This is a genomic window from Pseudomonas knackmussii B13, assembly GCF_000689415.1.
GTDB classification, from domain to species: Bacteria; Pseudomonadota; Gammaproteobacteria; order Pseudomonadales; family Pseudomonadaceae; genus Pseudomonas; species Pseudomonas knackmussii.
Map to the genome: position 1 here is coordinate 1,633,870 of NZ_HG322950.1, position 22,946 is coordinate 1,656,815.

Here is a 22,946-nt window from a genome sequence, read left to right on the forward strand (position 1 = left end):
TAACCGACATGTACAAACTGGAAATCCAAGACCTGCACAAGCGCTACGGCAACCACGAAGTGCTCAAGGGCGTCTCCATGGCGGCCAAGGCGGGCGACGTGATCAGCATCATCGGCTCCTCCGGCTCGGGCAAGAGCACCTTCCTGCGCTGTATCAACCTGCTGGAGCAGCCCCACGCCGGCAAGATCCTCCTCAATGGCGAGGAGCTGAAGCTGGTGGCGAACAAGGACGGCGGGCTCAAGGCCGCCGACACCAAGCAGCTGCAGCGCATGCGTTCGCGCCTGTCGATGGTGTTCCAGCACTTCAACCTGTGGTCGCACATGAGCGCCCTGGACAACGTCATGGAAGCGCCGGTGCACGTGCTCGGTGTGTCCAAGGCAGAAGCCCGCGACAAGGCCGAGCACTACCTGGCCAAGGTCGGCGTGGCGCACCGCAAGGATGCCTACCCGGCACACATGTCCGGCGGTGAGCAGCAGCGCGTGGCCATCGCCCGTGCGCTGGCCATGGAGCCGGAGGTGATGCTGTTCGACGAGCCGACTTCGGCGCTCGACCCTGAGCTGGTCGGCGAGGTGCTCAAGGTCATGCAGGACCTCGCCCAGGAAGGCCGCACCATGGTGGTGGTGACCCACGAGATGGGCTTCGCCCGCGAGGTTTCCAACCAGCTGGTGTTCCTGCACAAGGGGCTGGTGGAAGAGCGTGGATGCCCGAAGGAAGTGCTGGCCAACCCGCAATCGGACCGCCTCAAGCAGTTCCTGTCCGGCAGCTTGAAGTAAGCTGTACCTCGTCCATGTCGACAGAAGCCTTCGAATGACTGCCCAACGTATCGGTTTCCTGCTCTGGCCCCAGACTCGCGCGCTGACCCTGGCGCTCGCCGAGGAGGCCCTGCGGGTCGCCCGGCGCCTGCACCCCGAAGCGCTCTACGATCCGGTCTTCATGTCCGTCGAGCCGTCGGTCGAAGGGGAGGGCTGGCGCCTGCCGGGGCAGTCCTGGCAGGGCATGCTGGAGCAGTGCCAGCGAGTCTTCCTGGTTGCCGACGAGGCGCCGCAACATATCTCCGCACCGCTGGCTGCCGCGCTCAAGCAACTCGCCCGCGGCGGCGTGAGCATCGGCGCGCTGTCGGCCGGCATCTACCCGCTGGCCCAGCTCGGCCTGCTCGACGGCTATCGCGCCGCGGTGCACTGGCGCTGGCACGACGACTTCACCGAGCGCTTCCCGAAAGTCATCGCCACCAACCACCTGTTCGAGTGGGATCGCGACCGCCTCAGTGCCTGCGGCGGCATGGCTGTGCTCGACCTGCTGCTGGCCGTGCTGTCTCGAGACCACGGTGCGGAACTGGCCGGTGCAGTGTCGGAAGAGCTGGTGGTCGAGCGCATCCGCGAAGGCAACGAGCGCCAGCGCATCCCGCTGAAGAACCGCCTCGGCTCCAGTCACCCGAAGCTCACCCAGGCGGTGCTGCTGATGGAGGCCAACATCGAGGAGCCGCTGACCACCGACGAGATTGCCCAGCACGTCTGCGTCTCGCGTCGTCAGCTGGAGCGCATCTTCAAGCAGTACCTGACCCGCGTGCCCAGCCAGTACTACCTGGAGCTGCGCTTGAACCGCGCGCGGCAGATGCTGATGCAGACCAGCAAGTCGATCATCCAGATCGGCTTGTCCTGCGGCTTCTCCAGCGGCCCGCACTTCTCCAGCGCCTACCGCAACTTCTTCGGCGTGACCCCGCGCGAAGACCGCAACCAGCGTCGCGGCCAGGGCTCCGCGGAAGCTACGCCGGCTGCAGGCAGCGAGCGCGGCTGAGTCCGTTCCCAGCAGGGGGCCTCCCTGTAGGAGCGAATCTCATCCGCGAAGATCCCCGCACCGATACATCCACCTAGGAGCGCGCCATGTGCGCGAATCGCGGATAAGGTCCGCTCCTACAGGGGCACGTCGTGCATCGAGGTTCGCTTCTACGAACTGCTTTGGGGTTTCAGGAGAAACGCCCACATCCGCCCTGTCCTCACACCGCACAAATTCACCAAGCGCCTTGTACCCACTGGGGCTCCCTGCCTTTACACTGCGCCTTCCCGACGCTTTCTGTCGCATTTCCGAAAACCGCGGAAATCCCCGGGTTGGCGCTATAAGAAGTTGTCGCTTCGCGGCAATGCCAGCCCCTGATCAGCCCCTACAATCCCTCCATCGATAGCCGCCCTACCAGGCAGGAGAACTCCGATGTCCGCTCCGCAAGCGCAGGTTCAACGTTCCGACTTCGACCAGCTGATGGTCCCCAACTACTCCCCGGCCGCTTTCATTCCGGTGCGTGGTCAGGGTTCGCGAGTCTGGGACCAGAGCGGCCGAGAGCTGGTGGACTTCGCCGGCGGCATCGCCGTGAACTCCCTGGGCCATTGCCATCCGGCGCTGGTCGGTGCGCTGACCGAACAGGCCAACAAGATCTGGCACGTGTCCAACGTGTTCACCAACGAACCGGCCCTGCGCCTGGCGCAGAAACTGATCGGCGCCACCTTCGCCGAACGCGTGTTCTTCGCCAACTCCGGCGCCGAGGCCAACGAGGCTGCGCTGAAGCTGGCCCGTCGCTATGCCCATGACGTCTACGGCCCCGAGAAGTTCGAGATCATCTCGATGGTCAACAGCTTCCACGGTCGTACCCTGTTCACCGTCAATGTCGGTGGCCAGGCCAAGTACTCCGACGGCTTCGGTCCGAAGGTGCAGGGCATCACCCATATTCCGTTCAACGACCTGGACGCGCTGAAAGCCGCCATCTCCGACAAGACCTGCGCGGTGATCCTCGAGCCGGTGCAGGGCGAGAGCGGCGTGCTGCCGGCCGACAAGGCCTACCTGGAAGGCGTGCGCAAGCTGTGCGACGACAACGGCGCGCTGCTGATCTTCGACGAAGTGCAGAGCGGCTTCGGCCGGACCGGCCACCTGTATGCCTACCAGCACTATGGCGTGACCCCGGACATCCTCTCCAGCGCCAAGAGCCTGGGCGGCGGCTTCCCGATCGGCGCCATGCTGACCACCGCGAAGATCGCTGAGCATCTGGTCGTCGGTACCCACGGCACCACCTACGGTGGCAACCCGCTGGCCTGTGCCGTTTCTGGCGCCGCCTTCGATGTGATCAATACTCCTGAAGTGCTCGAAGGCGTGCGCGCCAAGCACGAGCGCTTCAAGGCGCGCCTGGAGAAGATCGGCCAGGAATACGGCATCTTCACCCAGGTTCGCGGTCTCGGCCTGCTGATCGGCGCGGTGCTTTCCGACGCCTGGAAAGGCAAGGCCAAGGACGTCTTCAACGCCGCCGAGAAGGAAGGCGTGATGGTCCTGCAGGCCGGTCCGGACGTGGTTCGCTTCGCGCCCAGCCTGGTGATCGCCGATGCCGACATCGACGAAGGCCTGGATCGCCTCGAGCGCGCGGTCGCCAAGCTGACCCGCGGCTGAATCGCCGTACGGCGCCGGGAGTCTCCGGCGCCGGTTCGATCCGGCCGGACGTGGTCCGGCCGTTCTTAGCAGGCCCCGAATGCGTTGGCGCAGGCTGCGTCCTGCGCGCAACCCAGGGAGGGATGTTTCATGTGGTTTTGTCTGGATAGAGGAGTGACGCCATGCTGGTGATGCGCCCCGCCCAAGTGGCCGACCTGCAGCAGGTGCAGCGTCTCGCCGCGGACAGCCCGGTCGGCGTCACGTCGCTGCCGGACGACGCGGAACGATTGAAAGAGAAGATTCTTGCCTCGGAGGCCTCGTTCGCCGCCGAAGTCAGCTTCAACGGCGAAGAAAGCTACTTCTTCGTGCTCGAGGATACGCAGAGCGGGCGCCTGGTCGGCTGCTCGGCGATCGTCGCCTCGGCCGGCTTTTCCGAGCCGTTCTACAGCTTCCGCAACGAGACCTTCGTGCACGCCTCGCGCGAGCTGAAGATCCACAACAAGATCCATGTCCTCTCGCTGTGCCACGACCTCACCGGCAACAGCCTGCTGACCAGCTTCTACGTCGAGCGCGACCTGGTGAACACGCCCATCGCCGAGCTCAACTCCCGTGGTCGCCTGCTCTTCATGGCCAGTCATCCGGAGCGCTTCGCCGATGCTGTCGTCACCGAGATCGTCGGCTACAGCGACGAGCAGGGCGAGTCGCCGTTCTGGAATGCCGTCGGGCGCAACTTCTTCGACCTCAACTACAGCGAGGCCGAGAAGCTGTCCGGGCTGAAGAGCCGCACCTTCCTCGCCGAGCTGATGCCGCACTACCCTATCTACGTGCCGCTGCTGCCGGACGAGGCGCAAGAGGCCATGGGCCAGGTGCATCCGCGCGCGCAGATCACCTTCGACATCCTGATGCGCGAAGGCTTCGAGACCGACAACTACATCGACATCTTCGATGGCGGTCCGACCCTGCATGCGCGCACTTCGGGCATCCGTTCGATCGCCCAGAGCCGCCTGGTGCCGGTGCGCATCGGCGAAGTGCCGAAGGCGACCCGCAGCTACCTGGTCACCAACGGCCTGCTCCAGGACTACCGCGCGGTGGTCGCCGAGCTCGACTGGGTTCCCGGCAAGCCGGTCACCCTGAGTGCGGAAACCGCCGAGGCCCTGGGCATCGGCGAAGGCGCCAGCGTCCGCCTGGTGGCGGTCTAACCAGTTCCGGGGAATCCATATGATCGTTCGTCCTGTCACCAGCGCCGACCTGCCGGCCCTCTTCGATCTGGCGCGCAGCACCGGCACCGGGCTGACCACGCTGCCGGCCAACGAGCAGCGCCTGGCGCACCGCGTCAGCTGGGCCGAGAAGGCCTTCCGTGGCGAAGCCGAGCGCGCTGACGCCGACTACCTGTTCGTGCTCGAGAACGACGACGGCAAGGTCGTCGGCATCTCCGCCGTAGCTGGCGCAGTCGGCCTGCGCGAGCCCTGGTACAACTACCGCGTCGGCCTCACTGTCAGCGCCTCCCAGGAGCTGGGCATCCATCGCGAGATTCCCACGCTGTTCCTGGCCAACGACCTCACCGGGCAGTCCGAGCTGTGCTCGCTGTTCCTGCACGCCGATGCGCGGACCGGCCTCAACGGTCGACTGCTGTCCAAGGCGCGCTTCATGTTCATCGCCGAGTTCCGCGAACTGTTCGGCGACAAGGTGATCGCCGAGATGCGCGGCATGTCCGACGCTGCCGGCCGCTCGCCGTTCTGGGAAAGCCTGGGCCGGCACTTCTTCAAGATGGAGTTCAGCCAGGCCGACTACCTGACCGGCGTCGGCAACAAGGCCTTCATCGCCGAACTGATGCCGAAATTCCCGCTGTACACCTGCTTCCTCTCGGAAGAGGCGCGCAACGTGATCGGCCGCGTGCATCCGGACACCGAGCCGGCGCTGGCCATGCTCAAGGGGGAAGGCTTCAGCTACCAGGGCTACGTCGACATCTTCGACGCCGGCCCGGCCATCGAGGCGCCGACCGAGAAGATCCGTGCCATCGCCGACAGCCAGACGCTGGTGCTGGCCATCGGCACGCCGGGCGACGATGCCGAGCCGTACCTGATCCACAACCGCAAGCGCGAGGAGTGCCGCATCACCGCGGCGCCGGCGCGGGTCGCCGCCGGCTCCCTGGTGGTCGACGCGCAGACCGCCAAGCGCTTGCGTCTTGCCGCGGGCGCCTCGGTGCGCGCGGTGCCGCTGTCCGCCGGAAAACGCAGCTGATCCCGCGCGGATCGGAGGAGAACAAGAGATGACTACCCACTACATCGCCGGCCAGTGGCTGGCGGGCGAGGGCGAGACCCTGGAATCCCTCGACCCGGTCAGCCAGGCCGTGGTCTGGCACGGCCGTGGCGCCAGTGCCGCGCAGGTCGGCGCCGCAGTCGCGGCCGCCCGTGCGGCCTTCCCGGCCTGGGCTCGTCGCCCGCTGGAAGAGCGCATCGCCGTGCTGGAGGCCTTCGCTGCAACCCTCAAGGCGCGTAGCGACGAGCTGGCCCGGGCGATCGGCGAGGAAACCGGCAAACCGCTGTGGGAAGCGGCCACCGAAGTCACCAGCATGGTCAACAAGGTGGCCATCTCGGTGCAGGCTTATCGCGAGCGTACCGGGCTGAAGTCCGGCCCGCTGGCCGATGCCACCGCTGTGCTGCGGCACAAGCCGCATGGCGTGGTAGCCGTGTTCGGTCCCTACAACTTCCCCGGCCACCTGCCCAACGGGCACATCGTTCCGGCGCTGCTGGCCGGCAACGCGGTGATCTTCAAGCCCAGCGAGCTGACCCCCAAGGTCGCCGAGCTGACCGTGCGTGCCTGGATCGACGCCGGCCTGCCGGCCGGCGTGCTCAACCTGGTGCAGGGTGCCCGTGAAACGGGTGTCGCCCTGGCCGGCCATGCCGACATCGATGGCCTGTTCTTCACCGGCTCCAGCCGCACCGGCAACCTGCTGCACAGCCAGTTCGGTGGGCAGCCGCAGAAGATCCTGGCGCTGGAGATGGGCGGCAACAACCCGCTGATCGTCGACCAGGTGAAGGACGTCGAAGCTGCCGTCTACACCATCATCCAGTCCGCCTTCATTTCTGCTGGCCAGCGCTGCACCTGCGCGCGCCGCCTGCTGGTGCCCGCCGGCGAGTGGGGCGATGCCCTGCTGGCGCGCCTGGTGGCGGTGGCAGCGAGCATCAAGGTCGGCCGCTTCGACGAACAGCCGGCGCCGTTCATGGGCTCCGTGGTCTCGCTAGCCGCCGCCGAGCAACTGCTCAAGGCCCAGGCCAACCTGCTGGCCAAGGGCGCCGAAGCCCTGCTGGCGATGACCCAGCCGCAGCCGGGCGCTGCCCTGCTGACCCCGGGCATCCTCGACGTGACGGCGGTTGCCGATCGCCCGGACGAGGAATTCTTCGGCCCGCTGCTGCAGGTCATCCGCTACGCCGACTTCGACGCCGCCGTGCGTGAAGCCAACGCTACCCAGTACGGCCTGGCCGCCGGCCTGCTGTCGGATTCCCGCGAGCGTTTCGAGGACTTCCTTCTCGAGAGCCGCGCCGGCATCGTCAACTGGAACAAGCAGCTCACCGGCGCCGCCAGCAGCGCGCCTTTCGGTGGCATCGGCGCGTCGGGCAACCATCGACCGAGCGCCTACTACGCGGCCGACTATTGCGCCTATCCGGTCGCCTCGCTGGAAAGCGAAAGCCTCAGCCTGCCTGCAACCCTGACTCCGGGAGTGAGCCTGTGATGACTGCCTATGAAATGAACTTCGACGGTCTGGTCGGGCCGACGCACAACTACGGCGGGCTGTCCTACGGCAACGTCGCTTCGCAGAGCAACAGCCAGGCGGCTTCCAACCCGAAGGAAGCCGCCAAGCAGGGCCTGGCGAAGATGAAGGCGCTGATGGAGATGGGCTTCAAGCAGGGCGTGCTGGCCCCGCAGGAGCGCCCGGCAGTCGCCTCGCTGCGCGCGCTCGGCTTCTCCGGCACCGACGCCGAGGTAATCGCCAAGGCAGCGAAGGAAGCAATGCCTTTGCTCGCCGCGGTCAGCTCGGCCTCCTGCATGTGGACGGCCAACGCCGCAACTGTCAGCCCGAGCGCCGACACGGCAGACGGCCGCGTGCACTTCACCGCGGCCAACCTGAACTGCAAGTTCCACCGCTCCATCGAACACCCGGTCACCAGCCGCATCCTCGGCGCCATGTTCCGCGACGAGAAGCACTTCGCGCACCACGCCGCGCTGCCGGCGGTGGCGCAGTTCGGTGACGAAGGCGCGGCCAACCACACGCGCTTCTGCAAGTCCTACGGCGAAGCCGGTGTGGAGTTCTTCGTCTTCGGCCGCAGCGCCTTCGACAGTCGCTTCCCGGCGCCGCAACGCTATCCGGCGCGGCAGACCCTGGAGGCCTGCCAGGCGGTCGCCCGCCTGCACGGCCTGGGTGAGGAGGGCGTGGTCTACGCCCAGCAGAACCCGGCGGTGATCGACCAGGGCGTGTTCCACAACGACGTGATCTCCGTGGGCAACGGCGAAGTGCTGTTCCACCACGAAGATGCCTTCCTCGACACCGAGCGCGTGTTGGCCGAACTGCATGACAAGCTGGGCCGCCGTGGCGGGGGCGTGTCACCGTGGAAGACGCGGTACGTTCCTACCTGTTCAACAGCCAGCTGCTCAGCCGCGCCGATGGCAGCATGCTGCTGATCGTCCCGGAGGAGTGCCGCAAGAACGAACGCGTGTGGAACTACCTGTCGCGCCTGACCGCCGAGGACGGCCCGATCCGCGAGGTGAAGGTCTTCGATCTCAAGCAGAGCATGCAGAACGGCGGTGGCCCAGCCTGCCTGCGCCTGCGCGTGGCGCTCAACGACGCCGAGCTGGCGGCAGTGAACCCGGGCGTGATCATGACCCCGAGCCTTTACGACACCCTGGTCGCCTGGGTCGACAAGCACTACCGCGACCGTCTGTCCGAGGCCGACCTGGCCGACCCGCAATTGCTCGTGGAATGCCGGACGGCGTTGGATGAACTGAGCCAGATCCTTAAACTGGGCTCCGTCTATCCCTTCCAGATGAGTTGAGCACCATGACCACCGAAAGCCTCCCGCTAATTCTCGAAGACAACAAGGGCGAGCGCCGCGAGACCCACACTGCGCGCCTGGCCATTCGCCTGGAAGGGCGCGAACTGTGGCTGGAGGCCGACGGCAAGGGCGGTCTGCTGATCTACGCCGAGTCCTTCGAGGAGGACACCGAGGTGCCGCTGCTGGTGGTTCGTCCGCAGGCAGTCAATCAGCTCGGTCTGAGCCTGGAGCTGGAACCCGCCGAAGTCCACGAACATGGTCCAGACTGTGGATGTGACCACCACTGATCGCCGGAGCCGCCGCCCGCAGAGGGCGGTGGCTGCAAGGGAGACCCGCGCATGCTAGCACTGGGCAAGCTGCTCGACCTGACCCTCGTCGGTCGTGAACCGACCGAAAAAATCCAACTCACCGCCGACGGCACCCGCCTGCATTGGCTGGCTGAAGGCGCCCTCGAAGTGACCCCCGCCAGCGGTCGCGACAAGGGCCTGGACCTGCTGCTTTCTGCCGGTATCCACGGCAACGAGACGGCGCCGATCGAGCTGCTCGACCGGCTCATCCAGCGTATTGCCCGGGGTCATCTGAAGCCGGCGGTGCGTCTGCTGTTCCTGTTCGGCAATCCCGATGCCATGCGCCAGGGCGAGCGTTACCTGGAGCAGGACATCAACCGCCTGTTCTGCGGTCGTCACGAAGACGGCAGCGGCAGCGAGGCCCTGCGCGCTGCGGAGCTGGAGCGACTGGCGGCAGCCTTCTTCTCCCGTGACGGACGCCCGCGCCTGCACTACGACCTGCACACCGCGATCCGCGGCTCGAAGATCGAGCAGTTCGCCCTCTATCCCTGGAGCGAGGGCCGTGAGCATTCCCGTGCTGAGCTGGCCCGTCTGCGCCGCGCTGGTATCGATGCGGTGCTGCTGCAGAAAAAGACCGGCATCACCTTCAGCTCCTACACCTACAGCCAGCTCGAGGCCGAGGCCTTCACCCTGGAACTGGGCAAGGCGCGGCCGTTCGGGCAGAACCAGACGGTCAACCTGGAGCGCCTCGAAGGGATGCTGGAGTCGCTCGTTGACGGCAGCGAGGCGGCGTCCAGTGATGCCGGGCTAGACGGCCTGCAGCTGTTCGCCGTGTCGCGCGAGGTGATCAAGCACAGCGACCACTTCCGCCTGCACCTGGACGATGCGGTGGATAACTTCACCGAGCTGGACCACGGCTACCTGCTGGCCGAGGACATCGGCGGCACCCGCTGGATTGTGGAAGAGCAGGGCGCCCGTATCATCTTCCCCAATCCGCGGGTGAAGAACGGGCTGCGCGCCGGCATCCTGGTAGTCCCCACCGAGCTCTGACTCCTTCCGCAGGAGCGGATCTCATCCGCGAATCGCGCCGGTCCTTCCGGCCATCGCGGACAAGGTCCGCTCCTACGCTCAGCTTGCCTTGTCCCTGGGGCATCAAGCGCATAGCATCGGGCTCCTTTCCCGTTTCCCAGGAGCCCGTCATGTCCGTCATCGATCTTCGCAGCGATACCGTCACCCTGCCGACCACCGGCATGCGCGAAGCCATGGCCCGGGCCGAGCTGGGCGATGACGTCTACGGCGAAGACCCGACCGTCAACCGCCTGGAGGCGACCCTGGCCGAGCGCCTGGGCTTCGAAGCCGGGCTCTTCGTGCCGACCGGCACCATGAGCAACCTGCTCGGGCTGATGGCGCACTGTGGCCGTGGCGACGAATACATCGTCGGCCAGCAGGCGCATACCTATAAATATGAAGGCGGCGGCGCTGCCGTACTCGGCTCCATCCAGCCGCAGCCCATCGACGGCGAAGCGGACGGCTCGCTCGACCTGGCCAAGGTCGAGGCGGCGATCAAGCAGGACGACTTCCACTTCGCCCGCACCCGCCTGCTGGCGCTGGAAAACACCATGCAGGGCAAAGTTCTACCGCAGTCCTACCTGGCTGCTGCGCGCGAGATGACTCGCCGCCGTGGCCTTGGCCTGCACCTGGACGGCGCTCGTCTGTACAACGCTGCGGTGAAGCTTGGCGTCGATGCCGGCGAGATCACCCGTTATTTCGACTCGGTTTCCGTGTGCCTGTCCAAGGGCCTGGGGGCCCCGGTGGGCTCGGTTCTGTGCGGCAGCACCGAGCTTATCGGCAAGGCCCGGCGCCTGCGCAAGATGGTCGGCGGCGGCATGCGCCAGGCTGGCGGGCTGGCGGCAGCCGGGCTTTATGCGCTGGACCACCAGGTCGAACGCCTGGCCGAGGACCACGTCAACGCCGAAACCCTGGGGCGCGAACTGGCCGGGCTGGGCTACGGCATCGAGCCGGTGCAGACCAACATGGTCTACGTCGACATCGGCGCTCAGGCCTCGGCCCTGGGGGCATTCCTTGGTGAGCGCGGCATCCGCGTCAGCCCAGCGCCGCGTCTGCGCCTGGTCACCCACCTGGACGTGAAAGGTACGGACATTCCGCATATCGTCGAAGCTTTTGCCGCCTTTCGTCGCAACTGAGCCCCATCTGCGTCGCGATAGGCATCAACTATCGCGCAAAGACACTACAACCTTGAGCCGGGGCCGATATAATGCGGCCCTTTGCCGGCGATTCGTGGCCGCATTTTTCCGTGGAAGAACCTATGAAAAGCGCTGAAATCCGTGAAGCCTTCCTCCGCTTCTTCGAAGAGAAGGGGCATACCCGCGTAGCGTCGAGTTCGCTGATTCCGGCGAACGACCCGACCCTGCTGTTCACCAACGCCGGCATGAACCAGTTCAAGGACTGCTTCCTCGGCCTGGAAAAACGCGCCTACACCCGCGCCACCACCAGCCAGAAGTGTGTCCGCGCCGGCGGCAAGCACAACGACCTGGAAAACGTCGGCTACACCGCGCGCCACCACACCTTCTTCGAAATGCTGGGCAACTTCAGCTTCGGCGACTACTTCAAGCGCGACGCCATCACCTACGCCTGGGAGTTCCTGACCTCCGAAAAGTGGCTGAACCTGCCGAAGGAAAAGCTCTGGGTCACCGTCTACGCCAGCGATGACGAGGCCTACGACATCTGGACCAAAGAGGTCGGTATCCCGGCAGAGCGCATGGTGCGCATCGGCGACAACAAGGGCGCTCCCTACGCATCGGACAACTTCTGGGCGATGGGCGACACCGGTCCTTGTGGTCCGTGCACCGAGATCTTCTTCGACCATGGCGCCGACATCTGGGGCGGCCCGCCCGGCTCGCCGGAAGAAGACGGCGACCGTTACATCGAGATCTGGAACAACGTGTTCATGCAGTTCAACCGCACCGCAGACGGCGTCATGCACCCGCTGCCGGCGCCGAGCGTTGACACCGGCATGGGCCTGGAGCGCATCAGCGCCGTGCTGCAGCACGTCCACTCGAACTACGAGATCGACCTGTTCCAGAGCCTGCTGAAAGCTTCCGCCGACGCCGTTGGCTGCGCCAACGACGACGCGCCTTCGCTGAAGGTGGTCGCGGACCACATCCGTTCCTGCAGCTTCCTGATCGCCGACGGCGTGCTGCCGTCGAACGAAGGTCGCGGCTACGTGCTGCGCCGTATCATCCGTCGCGCCTGCCGCCACGGCAACAAGCTGGGCGCCAAGGGCAGCTTCTTCCACAAGATCGTCGCCGCGCTGGTTGGCGAGATGGGCGAAGCCTTCCCCGAGCTGAAACAGCAGCAGGCGCACATCGAGCGCGTGCTGAAGACCGAAGAAGAGCAGTTCGCCAAGACCCTGGAGCAGGGCTTGAAGATCCTCGAGCAGGACCTGGGCGAGCTGAAGGGCAGCGTCATCCCCGGCAACGTGGTGTTCAAGCTGTACGACACCTACGGCTTCCCGGTCGACCTGACCAACGACATCGCCCGCGAGCGCAGCCTGACCATCGACGAGGAAGGTTTCGAGCGCGAGATGGAGGCCCAGCGCGAGCGCGCCCGCTCCGCCAGCGCCTTCGGCATGGACTACAACAGCCTGGTCAAGGTCGACGGCGACACCCGCTTCCTCGGCTACCAGGGCGTTTCCGGCGCCGGCCAGATCATCGCGCTGTTCAAGGACGGCAAGGCTGTCGAGACGCTGGCTGAAGGCGAGCAGGGCGTGGTCGTCCTCGACCAGACCCCGTTCTACGCCGAATCCGGCGGCCAGGTCGGCGATTGCGGCTACCTCGCCGGCGCCGGCGTGCGCTTCGACGTGCGCGACACCACCAAAGCCGGTGGCGCCCACCTGCACCACGGTGTGGTCGCCCAGGGCAGCCTGGCTGTTGGCGCTGCTGTGAAAGCCGAAGTCGACGCCTCGGTACGCCAGGCGACTGCGCTGAACCACTCGGCCACCCACCTGCTGCACTCCGCGCTGCGCCAGGTGCTGGGCGATCACGTTCAGCAGAAGGGTTCGCTGGTCGACAGTCAGCGTCTGCGCTTCGACTTCAGCCACTTCGAGGCGATCAAGCCAGAGCAGCTGAAGCAGCTGGAAGACATCGTCAACGCCGAAGTCCGCAAGAACAGCGAAGTCGAGACCGAAGAGACCGACATCGACACCGCCAAGGCCAAGGGCGCCACGGCGCTGTTCGGCGAGAAATATGGCGACCAGGTTCGCGTGCTGACCATGGGCGGCGGTTTCTCCGTCGAGCTGTGCGGCGGTACCCACGTGTCCCGTACCGGTGACATCGGCCTGTTCAAGATCACCAGCGAAGGTGGCGTGGCCGCTGGCGTGCGCCGCATCGAAGCGGTGACCGGTGCTGCCGCGCTGGCCTACCTCAACGGTGCCGAAGAGCAGCTCAAGGAAGCGGCCAGCCTGGTCAAGGGCAGCCGTGACAACCTGCTGGACAAGCTCTCCGGGCTGATCGAACGCAATCGCCAGCTGGAGAAGGAGCTCGAGCAGCTGAAAGCCAAGGCCGCCAGCGCAGCAGGCGACGACCTGGCCGGTTCGGCTGTCGACGTGGCTGGCGTGAAAGTCCTGGCTGCACGTCTCGACGGTCTGGATGGCAAAGCGCTGCTGGCGCTGGTCGACCAGCTGAAGAACAAGCTGGGCAGCGGCGTCATCCTGCTCGGCGGTGTGTTCGAGGAGAAAGTGGTGCTGGTTGCCGGCGTGACCCAGGACCTGACCGCCAAGCTCAAGGCTGGCGACCTGATGAAGCAGGCTGCAGCGTCCGTAGGCGGCAAGGGCGGTGGTCGTCCGGACATGGCCCAGGGCGGCGGCACCGAAGCCGGCAAGCTGGACGAAGCGCTGGCGCTGGCGAAGACCTTCGTCGAACAGGCTGGCTAAAACCTCGAAAACCAAGGTCCGCAGCGCGTCCGGCGGACCTTGGCAGCATGCAGCGATGCATGTTAAATGGGCGCCCTTCAGGAATCAGGCGGCTTTGAAATGGCTTTGATCGTACAGAAATTTGGAGGGACCTCCGTCGGCACCGTCGAGCGAATCGAGCAGGTGGCCGAGAAGGTGAAGAAATTCCGCGAAGCGGGGGATGACATCGTCGTGGTGGTTTCCGCCATGAGCGGCGAGACCAACCGCCTGATTGGCCTGGCCAAGCAGATCATGGAGCAACCGGTTCCGCGCGAACTGGACGTCATGGTCTCCACCGGCGAGCAGGTCACCATCGCCCTGCTGAGCATGGCCCTGATCAAGCGCGGTGTGCCGGCGGTCTCCTACACCGGCAACCAGGTGCGCATCCTGACCGACAGCGCGCACACTAAAGCACGCATCCTGAGCATCGACGACGCGAACATCCGTGCCGACCTCAAGGCCGGTCGCGTGGTTGTAGTCGCCGGTTTCCAGGGCGTCGACGAACACGGCAACATCACCACCCTCGGCCGTGGTGGCTCCGATACCACGGGCGTGGCCCTGGCTGCGGCGCTGAAGGCCGACGAGTGCCAGATCTATACCGACGTCGATGGCGTCTACACCACCGATCCGCGCGTAGTGCCGCAGGCTCGCCGACTGGACAAGATCACCTTCGAAGAGATGCTGGAAATGGCCAGCCTCGGTTCCAAGGTGCTGCAGATCCGCTCGGTGGAGTTCGCCGGCAAGTACAACGTTCCGCTGCGCGTGCTGCACAGCTTCCAGGAGGGTCCGGGCACCCTCATTACCCTTGATGAAGAGGAATCCATGGAACAGCCGATCATCTCCGGCATCGCCTTCAACCGCGACGAAGCCAAGCTGACCATCCGTGGCGTACCGGATACTCCCGGCGTGGCCTTCAAGATCCTTGGTCCGATCAGCGCGGCGAACATCGAAGTCGACATGATCGTGCAAAATGTTTCGCACGATAACACCACCGACTTCACCTTCACCGTCCATCGCAACGACTACCTCGCCGCTCTGGAAATCCTCAAGCAGACCGCCGCCAACATCGGTGCGCGCGAAGCTACTGGCGACACCAACATCGCCAAGGTTTCCATCGTCGGTGTCGGTATGCGTTCCCACGCTGGCGTTGCCAGCCGCATGTTCGAGGCACTGGCCAAGGAGACCATCAACATCCAGATGATCTCCACTTCGGAAATCAAAGTTTCCGTGGTCATCGAGGAGAAGTATCTGGAGCTCGCGGTACGTGCCCTGCACACCGCATTCGAGCTCGACGCTCCGGCCCGTCAGGGCGAGTAAGAGCAGGTTATGCAAAAGGCGCGGCTAATCCCGCGCCTTTTGTCGTTTTTGATCGGGGCGTAGGAACTTTCATTCCCAGCGGACTGGTCAATACTTGGGTGAAGGAGCACACACTTGATTTTCGTGGCTCCGCCGCCATTTCTTTTTTGCAGACTGCTTATCCGAAACACGTAAGGAGAAAGGAATGCTGATTCTGACTCGCCGGGTCGGAGAGACCCTGATGGTTGGTGATGACGTCACTGTGACCGTGCTGGGCGTCAAGGGAAATCAGGTGCGCATCGGTGTGAATGCGCCGAAGGAAGTCGCGGTGCACCGCGAAGAGATCTACCAGCGGATCCAGAAAGAAAAAGATCAAGAACCAAACCATTAATTTTTCTCAAATTTTTCCTTTGCAAACGGGGAAAACATGGTTATCATGCGCCCCGTGTTGCGGAGAGGTGGCCGAGTGGCCGAAGGCGCTCCCCTGCTAAGGGAGTACACCTCAAAAGGGTGTCGGGGGTTCGAATCCCCCCCTCTCCGCCATTTGCACGCTCTGGTGTGAATGCGATGTCAGGTAGCTAAGCTACTGAAAAGATTGAAAAATCTTGTTGACAGAGCGAAATGTTCAAACTAGAATTTGCGCCCTCATCAGCGCACTCATAGCTCAGCTGGATAGAGTACTCGGCTACGAACCGAGCGGTCGGAGGTTCGAATCCTCCTGAGTGCGCCACATACGAAAGGGCCTGCAGAAATGCAGGCCCTTTTTCTTTGCGCCGATTTTTTCTCCTAGCGCTTTTTCTTCGCCGATCCCTTCACACAGCCGAACTCGTCGAAGGTCACACTGCGCTGTGCCTTGCCCGGACGGGCGTGGTAGATGTAGCGGGTGCGACTGTCGGTTTGGGCAACCCTATCGGGCTTGCCAAGGGCGTTTTCCACATCGGCGCGGGTCATGCCGGTCCTGATCCGGCCCTGAATGATCGCTGTGCGGCGTTCGCTCTCGTCGAGCAGGTTGCCGCATCCATCCTGGCGTTCCCCGACAATGGTCAGTGCTGGGCGTTCTTCGGCTGTCGTGCGCTTTGTCGCGCGTGGCGCCTTCGGGCGGGCGAGGGGTACCGGTTTGCCGCTTCCAGGTGTTGGGTTGAAGGCTTCCTGCAGGTTCTGCAACTGATCTGGCGGGCAACCATGCTGGCTGAAGGTCAGGTGTCCGTCTGCCGACTCGCAGCGGTAAAGCGTCGCTGCTTGGCATTCCAGGGCTGTTCCGATTGTTAAGGCGAGGGCTATCCATCGTGGGTGGGGGTTGCACATATTCGGTCCTCATTGCCGAGCCTGCGCGCAGCTTATCCGCGACCCTGAAAGCGAATTCTCCGAGTGCCCTGAGTGAGACTTCCGGCGTCGCATTTGCTGAGTGAGAGACCTGCGAGCTTTTTCGTGCAAGCGATTGTTATATCCGTGTTTTTGTGACGCGAAAGCCGCAACTGAGTGTTATCATTCCCTCTATCTGCCCGACATGGGCGCGTGGGCACACCACCATGGACTTACCCAGTAGTTACTCCGAACCTCGATTGCCTGAACACGACCTGATGTTTTAAGCCCCCACGCGCTCCGCCGCTGGGGGTGGAGCCGTGCCATGACTGAAGTAGAAGCCAAAAAGCCGCAGGAAAGCCTGCAGGACCGCCTGAACCAGGTGGTCGAACTGCTGAACAAGCACAAGCTGGTTGAAGACCTGGCGCACCGCCAGGAAGGCCAGCACCAGGGGCTCGTCGAGAACCTGGTCCACCGGCAGAACCTCGCCGAGCTCCAGCGCAAGCTGGACGACCTGCACCCCGCCGACATCGCCCACATCCTCGAGTCCCTGCCGCTGGACGACCGCCTGACGGTCTGGCAGTTGGTCAAGGCCGAGCGCGACGGCGACATCCTTCTCGAAGTATCCGACGCCGTCCGCGAGACGCTGATCGCCGACATGGACGATCACGAGATCCTCGCCGCGGCCAAGGAGATGGACGCCGACGAACTCGCCGACCTCGCGCCGGAACTGCCGCGCGACGTGGTCCACGAACTGATGGAAACCCTCGATGCGCAGCAGCGCGAGCGTGTTCGCTCTGCGCTGTCGTACGAGGAAGACCAGGTCGGCGCGCTCATGGACTTCGAGATGGTCACCATCCGCGACGACGTCAGTCTGGAAGTGGTCCTGCGCTATCTGCGTCGCTTGAAGGAGTTGCCGGGCCACACCGACAAGCTCTTCGTGGTCGACTACGACGGCGTGCTCAAGGGCGTGCTGCCGATCAAGCGCCTGCTGGTCAACGATCCGGACAAGGACGTGGCGGAGGTCATGGCTACCGACCCGGTAACCTTCCAGCCCGACGAAGACGGCTACGACGCGGCCCAGGCGTTCGAGCGTTACGACCTGATCTCCGCGCCTGTCGTGGACAAGAACGGCAAGCTGATCGGCCGTCTGACCATCGACGAGATGGTCGACCTCATCCGCGAGGAAAGCGAAAGCGAAGTGCTGAGCATGGCCGGTCTGCGCGAGGAGGAGGACATCTTTGCCTCGGTGTGGAAGTCGGTACGCAACCGCTGGACCTGGCTGGCCACCAACCTCATCACGGCCTTCATCGCCTCGCGCGTGATCGGCCTGTTCGAAGGCTCCATCGAGAAGCTGGTGGCGCTGGCTGCGCTGATGCCGATCGTTGCCGGCATCGGCGGCAACTCCGGCAACCAGACCATCACCATGATCGTCCGTGCCATCGCACTGGATCAGGTGCAGGCCAGCAATGCCTCAAGGCTGCTGCGCAAGGAAGTAGGCGTCTCCCTGGTCAACGGCCTGGTATGGGGCGGCGTGATCGGTATCGTTGCCTACTACCTCTACGGCAACTGGGAGCTTGGCCTGGTGATGACCGCGGCCATGACGCTCAACCTGCTGCTTGCGGCCATGGCCGGTGTGATCATCCCGATGACCCTGCTGCGCATGGGGCGCGACCCGGCGATGGGCTCCAGCGTGCTGATCACCGCGATGACCGACAGCGGTGGCTTCTTCATCTTCCTGGGGCTGGCCACGCTGTTCCTCATGTAGCCTCCAAGGCTGCAAGCGAACCGCCTTCGGGCGGTTTTTGCTTTTTGGGGGCGCTAGGTGGGTGCCAAGTCGGTGAAAGCTTCTCAAAGGCCGGTGAAATGCAGCAGGGATCATCACGGTAGTGTTCCTGCCATAGAACCTCTCCCGCTCATCAACAAGACCGCGACGATGTGCCCGGTCACCGTGCAGGCGGGTGACGCGGTTATCGCCGCTGCACGCAAGGCTCCTGATGTCATCGATCATCTGGGATGCGATCGAACCTGCTCGCCGTGCGTCTCGACGTGACGAGCGAAAGCGAGTCCTATCAGGCCGTCATGGGCCAGGTCTTCGAACGGGTAGGTCAGTCCGCAGCCGCCATGTCGGCGTCTGTCTAGTCCTGAAATAGGTTTACACCTCTCAGGCCATGCTCCAGACCTCAGAACGCCCGATGCACCGCATCGGGCGTTTTGTATTTCAGGGCCAGGTGAGGGCGCTCGCGGTTATAGATGTCGACGGCTTCACGCACCATGCGGCGCGCCTGCGCGAGGTCGGCGGGAGGATGCTCCAGCAACTCGTTCTTCAGGATGCCGTTGACGCGCTCAGCCAGCGCATTCTGGTAACAGTCGTAGCCGTCGGTCATCGAGCAGATTGCTCCGTGCTGCGCGTGCAGGCGTTGGTAAAGCCCCGAGCAGTACTGAATTCCTCGGTCGGAGTGATGCACCAGGGGTTCCTGCGTCGTGCGGCGCCGCAGGGCCTGGCTGTAGGCATGGGCCACCGACTCGGCGTGCAGGCTGTCGTGGACGTGATGGCCGACGATCTTGCGCGAATAGGCGTCGGTGACCAGGCTCAGGTACAGCGGGCCGCTCTGGCTGGGCAGATAGGTGATGTCGGCAACCCAGACGCGCTCCGGCGCATCGGGCAAGACCTGTTGCGGCCCTGGCTTGAGCAGATTGGGATGGCGATGGAACCGGTGAAAACTGTGGGTGGTCTTGTGGTACGCCCGCTTGGGTCGAACCAGCAGGCGGTGCTCGGCCAGCACCCGGAACAGGCGATCGCGCCCAACTCGCAACGCGGCTTCCGCTTGCTGCTGCAACAGATAATGCAGCTTGCGTGCTCCCAGGCGCGGCTGACGCATCCGTACCTGCCGCACGAACTGGGCGATCTGTCGATCCTGCTGGCTGCGCTGATCCGCCGCCCGGTTGCGCTGGTAGTACGCCTGGCGGCTGATGCCCATGAACTGGCAAGCCCTGCTAACACTCAGCGCTTGGACTTGCCTTTGCGTGAGGACTTGCCGGGACGCTTTTTTACGATCGAAACGCCGTAGTCATTCTTCAGCACATTCACCACGGCCTCGAAGAACTGCGCCTTCTGGCTCATCACCTCAAGCTGCTGCTCGAGTTCCTTGATGCGTTGTTCCGGGGTCAATGGCAATTTCGGGGTATTCATATCCGGGCTCCGAGCCTTTCGAAGGGAGGCGCCCTGGTTCCAGTCCTGCCGGCCATGCTTGCGTAACCACACCAGCACCGTCGAGCGGCCCTGGATGCCATAGCGGGCCTGAGCCTCCTTGTAGCTCATTTCTCCTTTTTCGACCTGGTCGACCACCGCCAGTTTAAAAGCCAGCGTGTAATCACGCTGGCTGCGACGAACACCTTCTGCCATCGGGGGCTCTCCTGAAATAAGGGCGAAGGTGTAAACCTTATTCAGGACGGGACAGTCCAACGAAAAAAGCCGGCGCTGGGCCGGCTTTTTCGGGGTGAAGGCGATCAGCCTTCGTTTTGCGCCATTTCCGCATCGTGCGCGATCAGCGCGATCAGCGCGTTCTGCTGGCGATGGGTCAGTTGGCGGAAGCGTTGCAGCAGCTCGCGCTCGTGCAGGCTGAGCTCGGGGCTGTCCAGGCGCAGGTTCATGTGGTCCTGCAGGGCGCCCTCTTGCAGCAGGCTCTGCTCCAGGCGGGCGATGATCTCCGAGTTCATGCTGCGATGGTGGCCGCGGGCGACCTCGGCGATGCGTTCACGCATGCCTTCGGGCAGGCGGACAACGAATTTGTCAGCGGTGCGACTGGAGTAGGAGGGGGTTGCCTGTTTCAGTGGGCGCATACAATAAACCTGTAAGTCAGGGAAACGGTGCCAGGGCTATGTTCGAGTCCCTTGGACAGCGAAATCCGTCGGCCGTTCAGCGCAGAGTCAGTGTTCTGGTGAATAACCAATTACTTGACGTCAATTCTGCGACGTATTTTGCTTTCGATGAAGGCTAATTGCCAGCACCAATCGTCCGAAATGCGAGCCTATCGGCAGAACTTTCTTTCGATTGGTTAATGACACCTTGAGACACGTTATTGAGATTAGTCCATGTCCAAGGGCTCAGCTGCCATTGCGCCAGCATTCTACGGGCTAAAAACGGCATTTCCCGCGTTGGATGAAATGATGGCACAGTGCGGGCGCCGGTGCAGCCCGGCAAAATCGGCGGCTTTTCTCATTGCTACATCTCCCGAGGGTATGATGCACGCCGTTCGCCAGGCACTCGGCGGATGCGGGCAGAGAAGAAATGACGGGCAGACTGATCTATCTGATGGGACCTTCGGGGGCGGGCAAGGACAGCCTGTTGCAAGCGGCTGCGCGGCCCCTGGCCGATCACGGCGCGCACATCGTGCGGCGGGTGATCACACGCTCGGCCGAGGCGGTTGGCGAGGATGCCGAGGCGGTCACGCCTGAGGCCTTTGCCGAGCGCGAAGCGACCGACGCCTTCGCCATGAGCTGGCGCGCCAACGGGCTGTGCTACGGCATTCCGCGACAAATAGACGCGTGGCTCGCGCAAGGCAAGGCGGTGCTGGTGAATGGCTCGCGCGGATACCTGGCTGAGGCACGCCGACGTTATCCGGACTTGCTTGCCGTATTGCTCAAGGTCGAACCGGAGGTGCTCCGGAAACGTCTTCTGGCGCGTGGACGCGAGTCGCTGGACGAGATCGAAGCGCGCCTGGCCCGCAATGCCTCGTTCGCCGAAGGGTTGCAGGGACCGCTGGTGGTGTTGGACAACTCGGCCGCACTGGAAGATTGCGTGCAGCGCCTGCTGGTCCTTGTGGCAAGCACTGCGGCTATCAGTCCAGAGACAACGAGAGGCTGACACCGTGGGCACTAAAGCCCATGGCCGCATAAAAGCGATGGGCGGCTTCGCGTTGCAGATGACTGGACAGCGCCAGCTTGTAGCAACCCCACTCTCGCGCCTGTTCCACCGCTCGGCGAATCAACGCCTGGCCGACTCCCTGGCCGCGTGCGCGGCTGTCCACCACCATGTCTTCCAGCACTGCGGAACGGGCGAAGTTGTGCGCGATATGTTCGATCAGGTGCAGGCTGCATGTGCCCAGCAGGGTGCCGTCGCGCTCGGCGACCAGGGTAAGGGTTTGCGTTCCCGGCTGTTCCAGGCAGCGAGCCAGTCGCAGCGTATCCAGCGGGGGCTCGTCATTGCCGAGTTGCTGCAGCAGCGCTGCCAGGGCCACGGCGTCGCTACCCTCGGCGGAGCGCACGTCAAAGGTGGCAAGCGGCGAGTCGGGAATCAACGGGTGTGAGCTGTGGCTGTCCTGGGTCATCTGCGCATTCCACGGGAGAGCACGATTTCGCCCTGTGCGGCCTGCCGGCGGCATGACAAATCCGTCGACGCTGGTTAACATGCCGACCCGGTCGCCACCAGGCGTACTGCTCCTCGGCGTGTCCCCATAGTTCAATGGATAGAATAAGCCCCTCCTAAGGGCTAGATACTGGTTCGAATCCAGTTGGGGACGCCATCCCGCCCGTTCTTCTGCGTCTCTCCCTCACGCCGCGTATGTGAAGCGGTTCTTGCCGTTGTGCTTGGACTCGTACAGGGCCTTGTCGGCCTTGATCAGCGCCTGGCTAAGGCTGTCGCAGGGGCCCAACAGGGCGAGGCCGATGCTCACCGTCACCGGCGGTTCACTGGGCGCCTCGCGTACCTGGCGGCAGAGTTCGTCCACCGCCTGTTCGGCTTCCAGGCGCGTCAGCCCGCACAGGTAGATGCCGAATTCCTCGCCGCCCAGGCGGGCGAACTCATGGCCATTCATCACGTGCTTCAACTGCCGGCCGACATGCTTGAGCACCTCGTCGCCGATGTCGTGGCCGAAGCGGTCGTTGACCTTCTTGAAATCGTCGACGTCGACCATCGCCAGGTACTGGCGCCGTTCGCCGGCGTCCTGCATCTGTCGCTCGACGTTGAGCATGAAGGCGCGGCGGTTGGGTATCTCCGTCAGCACGTCGATGTACGCCTGGTCCAGCAGCAGCTTGGCCATGGCGAAGTTGCGTAGCCTGGCCTCCCGGGTGTGGTGGAAGTTGTAGGAAATGATGCCGGTGAAGAACAGCCAGTAGCTGATCAGCAGGGTCATGCGGAAGGGGCCGACTTCCATCGAGCCGAAGATCGGCGACAGCAGCAGCCAGTCCAGCGCCATCACGCCGGCGAAGGCCCAGGTCCGCAGCGGCAGGATCGAGGCGCAATAGAGCATTGCCGAGGCGCTCAGGGTCGCCCAGACCGGCTGCAGGATCACCGGCAAGCCATCGATGATCAGCCGTAGGCCGATACCGTAGCTGAGCGCGAAGACCAGGTTGAACAGGTCGAACTGCCAGGCCTTGCGGATGCCTTGCAGGATGGCCAGCTGCGCGTAGAGCAGGACCAGGGCGAACACCGAATACAGGGTGAAGCCCTGGCCGCCCTGGAAGCTCACGATCAGGTCAAAGAGGAACCAGATGCCGATGCTGATGGCGTAGATCAGAAGGCAGAAGCTGTGCTGCCGCTCGTACTCGTACTGCTGGAATTCCTGGCGCAGCGCTGCCGTGATGGGGCGCTGCAGGGCTTCTTGTTCGACGGTCTTGAACATGTCGGTGGGCGTC

The 22,946-nt window shown here is 64.1% G+C and carries 19 protein-coding genes, 3 tRNA genes and 1 pseudogene; 18 read left to right on the forward strand and 5 right to left on the reverse strand.

The annotated features are described in order from the left end of the window. Nucleotides 1-8: 8 nt before the first annotated feature. The 15 genes and pseudogenes from PKB_RS07845 (at nt 9) to PKB_RS07915 (ending at nt 15,738) form a co-directional block, all read left to right on the forward strand. Nucleotides 9-773 (forward strand): ABC transporter ATP-binding protein, encoded by a 765-nt coding sequence (locus PKB_RS07845; protein ID WP_043250550.1) that lies wholly within the window; start codon nt 9-11, stop codon nt 771-773. 34 nt (nt 774-807) lie between these two features. Then, nucleotides 808-1,794 carry a transcriptional regulator ArgR gene (gene argR / locus PKB_RS07850; protein ID WP_043250552.1) on the forward strand — a complete coding sequence of 329 codons (987 nt, stop codon included), beginning with the start codon at nt 808-810 and terminating at the stop codon, nt 1,792-1,794. 411 nt (nt 1,795-2,205) lie between these two features. Beyond that, nucleotides 2,206-3,426: an aspartate aminotransferase family protein gene (locus PKB_RS07855; RefSeq protein ID WP_043250554.1), complete on the forward strand. Its 1,221-nt coding sequence runs from the start codon at nt 2,206-2,208 to the stop codon at nt 3,424-3,426. A gap of 161 nt (nt 3,427-3,587) precedes the next feature. Continuing rightward, the gene (gene aruF, locus PKB_RS07860; RefSeq protein WP_043250555.1) at nt 3,588-4,604 is read left to right on the forward strand and encodes an arginine/ornithine succinyltransferase subunit alpha; all 1,017 of its coding nucleotides are present in this window, start codon (nt 3,588-3,590) and stop codon (nt 4,602-4,604) included. Nucleotides 4,605-4,623: 19 nt separating this feature from the next. After that, entirely contained in the window at nt 4,624-5,646 is a 1,023-nt protein-coding gene (gene astA / locus PKB_RS07865) for an arginine N-succinyltransferase (protein WP_043250558.1), read from the forward strand. Between the two features lie 28 nt (nt 5,647-5,674). Further along, entirely contained in the window at nt 5,675-7,138 is a 1,464-nt protein-coding gene (gene astD, locus PKB_RS07870; protein ID WP_043250560.1) for a succinylglutamate-semialdehyde dehydrogenase, read from the forward strand. Further along, nucleotides 7,138-8,456, forward strand: a pseudogene (gene astB / locus PKB_RS07875) (N-succinylarginine dihydrolase). Before astD ends, astB begins: the two are co-directional and overlap by 1 nt. A 5-nt stretch (nt 8,457-8,461) precedes the next feature. Next, the gene (locus PKB_RS07880; RefSeq protein WP_043250562.1) at nt 8,462-8,743 is read left to right on the forward strand and encodes a hypothetical protein; all 282 of its coding nucleotides are present in this window, start codon (nt 8,462-8,464) and stop codon (nt 8,741-8,743) included. Between the two features lie 51 nt (nt 8,744-8,794). Then, nucleotides 8,795-9,793, forward strand: a complete 999-nt coding sequence (gene astE, locus PKB_RS07885) for a succinylglutamate desuccinylase (RefSeq protein ID WP_043250564.1) — start codon at nt 8,795-8,797, stop codon at nt 9,791-9,793. A 149-nt stretch (nt 9,794-9,942) separates the two neighbouring features. After that, a complete protein-coding gene (gene ltaE / locus PKB_RS07890) occupies nt 9,943-10,947 on the forward strand; it encodes a low-specificity L-threonine aldolase (protein WP_043250566.1) in 1,005 nt (334 codons plus the stop codon). A 122-nt stretch (nt 10,948-11,069) separates the two neighbouring features. Then, the gene (gene alaS / locus PKB_RS07895; protein WP_043250568.1) at nt 11,070-13,694 is read left to right on the forward strand and encodes an alanine--tRNA ligase; all 2,625 of its coding nucleotides are present in this window, start codon (nt 11,070-11,072) and stop codon (nt 13,692-13,694) included. A gap of 99 nt (nt 13,695-13,793) precedes the next feature. Continuing rightward, a complete protein-coding gene (locus PKB_RS07900; RefSeq protein ID WP_043250570.1) occupies nt 13,794-15,029 on the forward strand; it encodes an aspartate kinase in 1,236 nt (411 codons plus the stop codon). Between the two features lie 184 nt (nt 15,030-15,213). Beyond that, nucleotides 15,214-15,399, forward strand: a complete 186-nt coding sequence (csrA, locus tag PKB_RS07905) for a carbon storage regulator CsrA (protein WP_003085981.1) — start codon at nt 15,214-15,216, stop codon at nt 15,397-15,399. 61 nt (nt 15,400-15,460) lie between these two features. Beyond that, nucleotides 15,461-15,551: transfer RNA gene (locus PKB_RS07910), tRNA-Ser, on the forward strand. Between the two features lie 110 nt (nt 15,552-15,661). Further along, nucleotides 15,662-15,738, forward strand: a tRNA-Arg gene (locus tag PKB_RS07915). Between the two features lie 56 nt (nt 15,739-15,794). Here PKB_RS07915 and bamE read toward each other — a convergent pair. After that, on the reverse strand, nt 15,795-16,313 hold the full coding sequence (gene bamE, locus PKB_RS07920; RefSeq protein ID WP_043250572.1) for an outer membrane protein assembly factor BamE domain-containing protein: 519 nt from the start codon (nt 16,311-16,313) through the stop codon (nt 15,795-15,797). Nucleotides 16,314-16,635: 322 nt separating this feature from the next. Between bamE and mgtE the strand changes: the two genes are divergently transcribed. Then, nucleotides 16,636-18,078 carry a magnesium transporter gene (gene mgtE, locus PKB_RS07925; RefSeq protein ID WP_043250574.1) on the forward strand — a complete coding sequence of 481 codons (1,443 nt, stop codon included), beginning with the start codon at nt 16,636-16,638 and terminating at the stop codon, nt 18,076-18,078. Between the two features lie 415 nt (nt 18,079-18,493). Here mgtE and PKB_RS29000 read toward each other — a convergent pair. Further along, nucleotides 18,494-19,716 (reverse strand): IS3 family transposase gene (locus PKB_RS29000; protein WP_156958003.1). Its coding sequence is split into 2 segments (ribosomal slippage): nt 18,494-19,365 and nt 19,365-19,716, totalling 1,224 coding nucleotides; the frame shifts between segments, so codons are not numbered across the junction. A gap of 104 nt (nt 19,717-19,820) precedes the next feature. After that, nucleotides 19,821-20,153, reverse strand: coding sequence for an Arc family DNA-binding protein (locus PKB_RS07940; RefSeq protein WP_043250577.1), 333 nt, complete (start codon nt 20,151-20,153; stop codon nt 19,821-19,823). A 448-nt stretch (nt 20,154-20,601) separates the two neighbouring features. On the opposite strand from PKB_RS07940, the gene phnN reads away from it, so the two are divergent. Further along, entirely contained in the window at nt 20,602-21,177 is a 576-nt protein-coding gene (gene phnN / locus PKB_RS07945; RefSeq protein WP_043250579.1) for a phosphonate metabolism protein/1,5-bisphosphokinase (PRPP-forming) PhnN, read from the forward strand. Here phnN and PKB_RS07950 read toward each other — a convergent pair. Next, the gene (locus tag PKB_RS07950; protein ID WP_043250581.1) at nt 21,152-21,640 is read right to left on the reverse strand and encodes a GNAT family N-acetyltransferase; all 489 of its coding nucleotides are present in this window, start codon (nt 21,638-21,640) and stop codon (nt 21,152-21,154) included. The two genes, phnN and PKB_RS07950, sit on opposite strands and share 26 nt — an antisense overlap. Before the next feature lie 120 nt (nt 21,641-21,760). Here PKB_RS07950 and PKB_RS07955 point away from each other — a divergent pair. Further along, nucleotides 21,761-21,835 (forward strand) — tRNA-Arg (locus PKB_RS07955). Nucleotides 21,836-21,862: 27 nt separating this feature from the next. Here PKB_RS07955 and PKB_RS07960 read toward each other — a convergent pair. Beyond that, entirely contained in the window at nt 21,863-22,933 is a 1,071-nt protein-coding gene (locus PKB_RS07960) for a GGDEF domain-containing protein (RefSeq protein ID WP_043250582.1), read from the reverse strand. Between the last annotated feature and the right edge of the window lie 13 nt (nt 22,934-22,946).

Coding starts and splice junctions, on each gene's coding strand:
- PKB_RS07880 (WP_043250562.1), top strand. CDS start 8,462: ATGACCACCGAAAGCCTCCCGCTAATTCTCGAAGACAACAAGGGCGAG.
- astA (WP_043250558.1), top strand. CDS start 4,624: ATGATCGTTCGTCCTGTCACCAGCGCCGACCTGCCGGCCCTCTTCGAT.
- astD (WP_043250560.1), top strand. CDS start 5,675: ATGACTACCCACTACATCGCCGGCCAGTGGCTGGCGGGCGAGGGCGAG.
- ltaE (WP_043250566.1), top strand. CDS start 9,943: ATGTCCGTCATCGATCTTCGCAGCGATACCGTCACCCTGCCGACCACC.
- aruF (WP_043250555.1), top strand. CDS start 3,588: ATGCTGGTGATGCGCCCCGCCCAAGTGGCCGACCTGCAGCAGGTGCAG.
- phnN (WP_043250579.1), top strand. CDS start 20,602: ATGACGGGCAGACTGATCTATCTGATGGGACCTTCGGGGGCGGGCAAG.
- PKB_RS07950 (WP_043250581.1), bottom strand. CDS start 21,640: ATGACCCAGGACAGCCACAGCTCACACCCGTTGATTCCCGACTCGCCG.
- astE (WP_043250564.1), top strand. CDS start 8,795: ATGCTAGCACTGGGCAAGCTGCTCGACCTGACCCTCGTCGGTCGTGAA.
- alaS (WP_043250568.1), top strand. CDS start 11,070: ATGAAAAGCGCTGAAATCCGTGAAGCCTTCCTCCGCTTCTTCGAAGAG.
- PKB_RS07855 (WP_043250554.1), top strand. CDS start 2,206: ATGTCCGCTCCGCAAGCGCAGGTTCAACGTTCCGACTTCGACCAGCTG.
- PKB_RS07845 (WP_043250550.1), top strand. CDS start 9: ATGTACAAACTGGAAATCCAAGACCTGCACAAGCGCTACGGCAACCAC.
- PKB_RS07940 (WP_043250577.1), bottom strand. CDS start 20,153: ATGCGCCCACTGAAACAGGCAACCCCCTCCTACTCCAGTCGCACCGCT.
- mgtE (WP_043250574.1), top strand. CDS start 16,636: ATGACTGAAGTAGAAGCCAAAAAGCCGCAGGAAAGCCTGCAGGACCGC.
- bamE (WP_043250572.1), bottom strand. CDS start 16,313: ATGTGCAACCCCCACCCACGATGGATAGCCCTCGCCTTAACAATCGGA.
- csrA (WP_003085981.1), top strand. CDS start 15,214: ATGCTGATTCTGACTCGCCGGGTCGGAGAGACCCTGATGGTTGGTGAT.
- PKB_RS07900 (WP_043250570.1), top strand. CDS start 13,794: ATGGCTTTGATCGTACAGAAATTTGGAGGGACCTCCGTCGGCACCGTC.
- argR (WP_043250552.1), top strand. CDS start 808: ATGACTGCCCAACGTATCGGTTTCCTGCTCTGGCCCCAGACTCGCGCG.
- PKB_RS07960 (WP_043250582.1), bottom strand. CDS start 22,933: ATGTTCAAGACCGTCGAACAAGAAGCCCTGCAGCGCCCCATCACGGCA.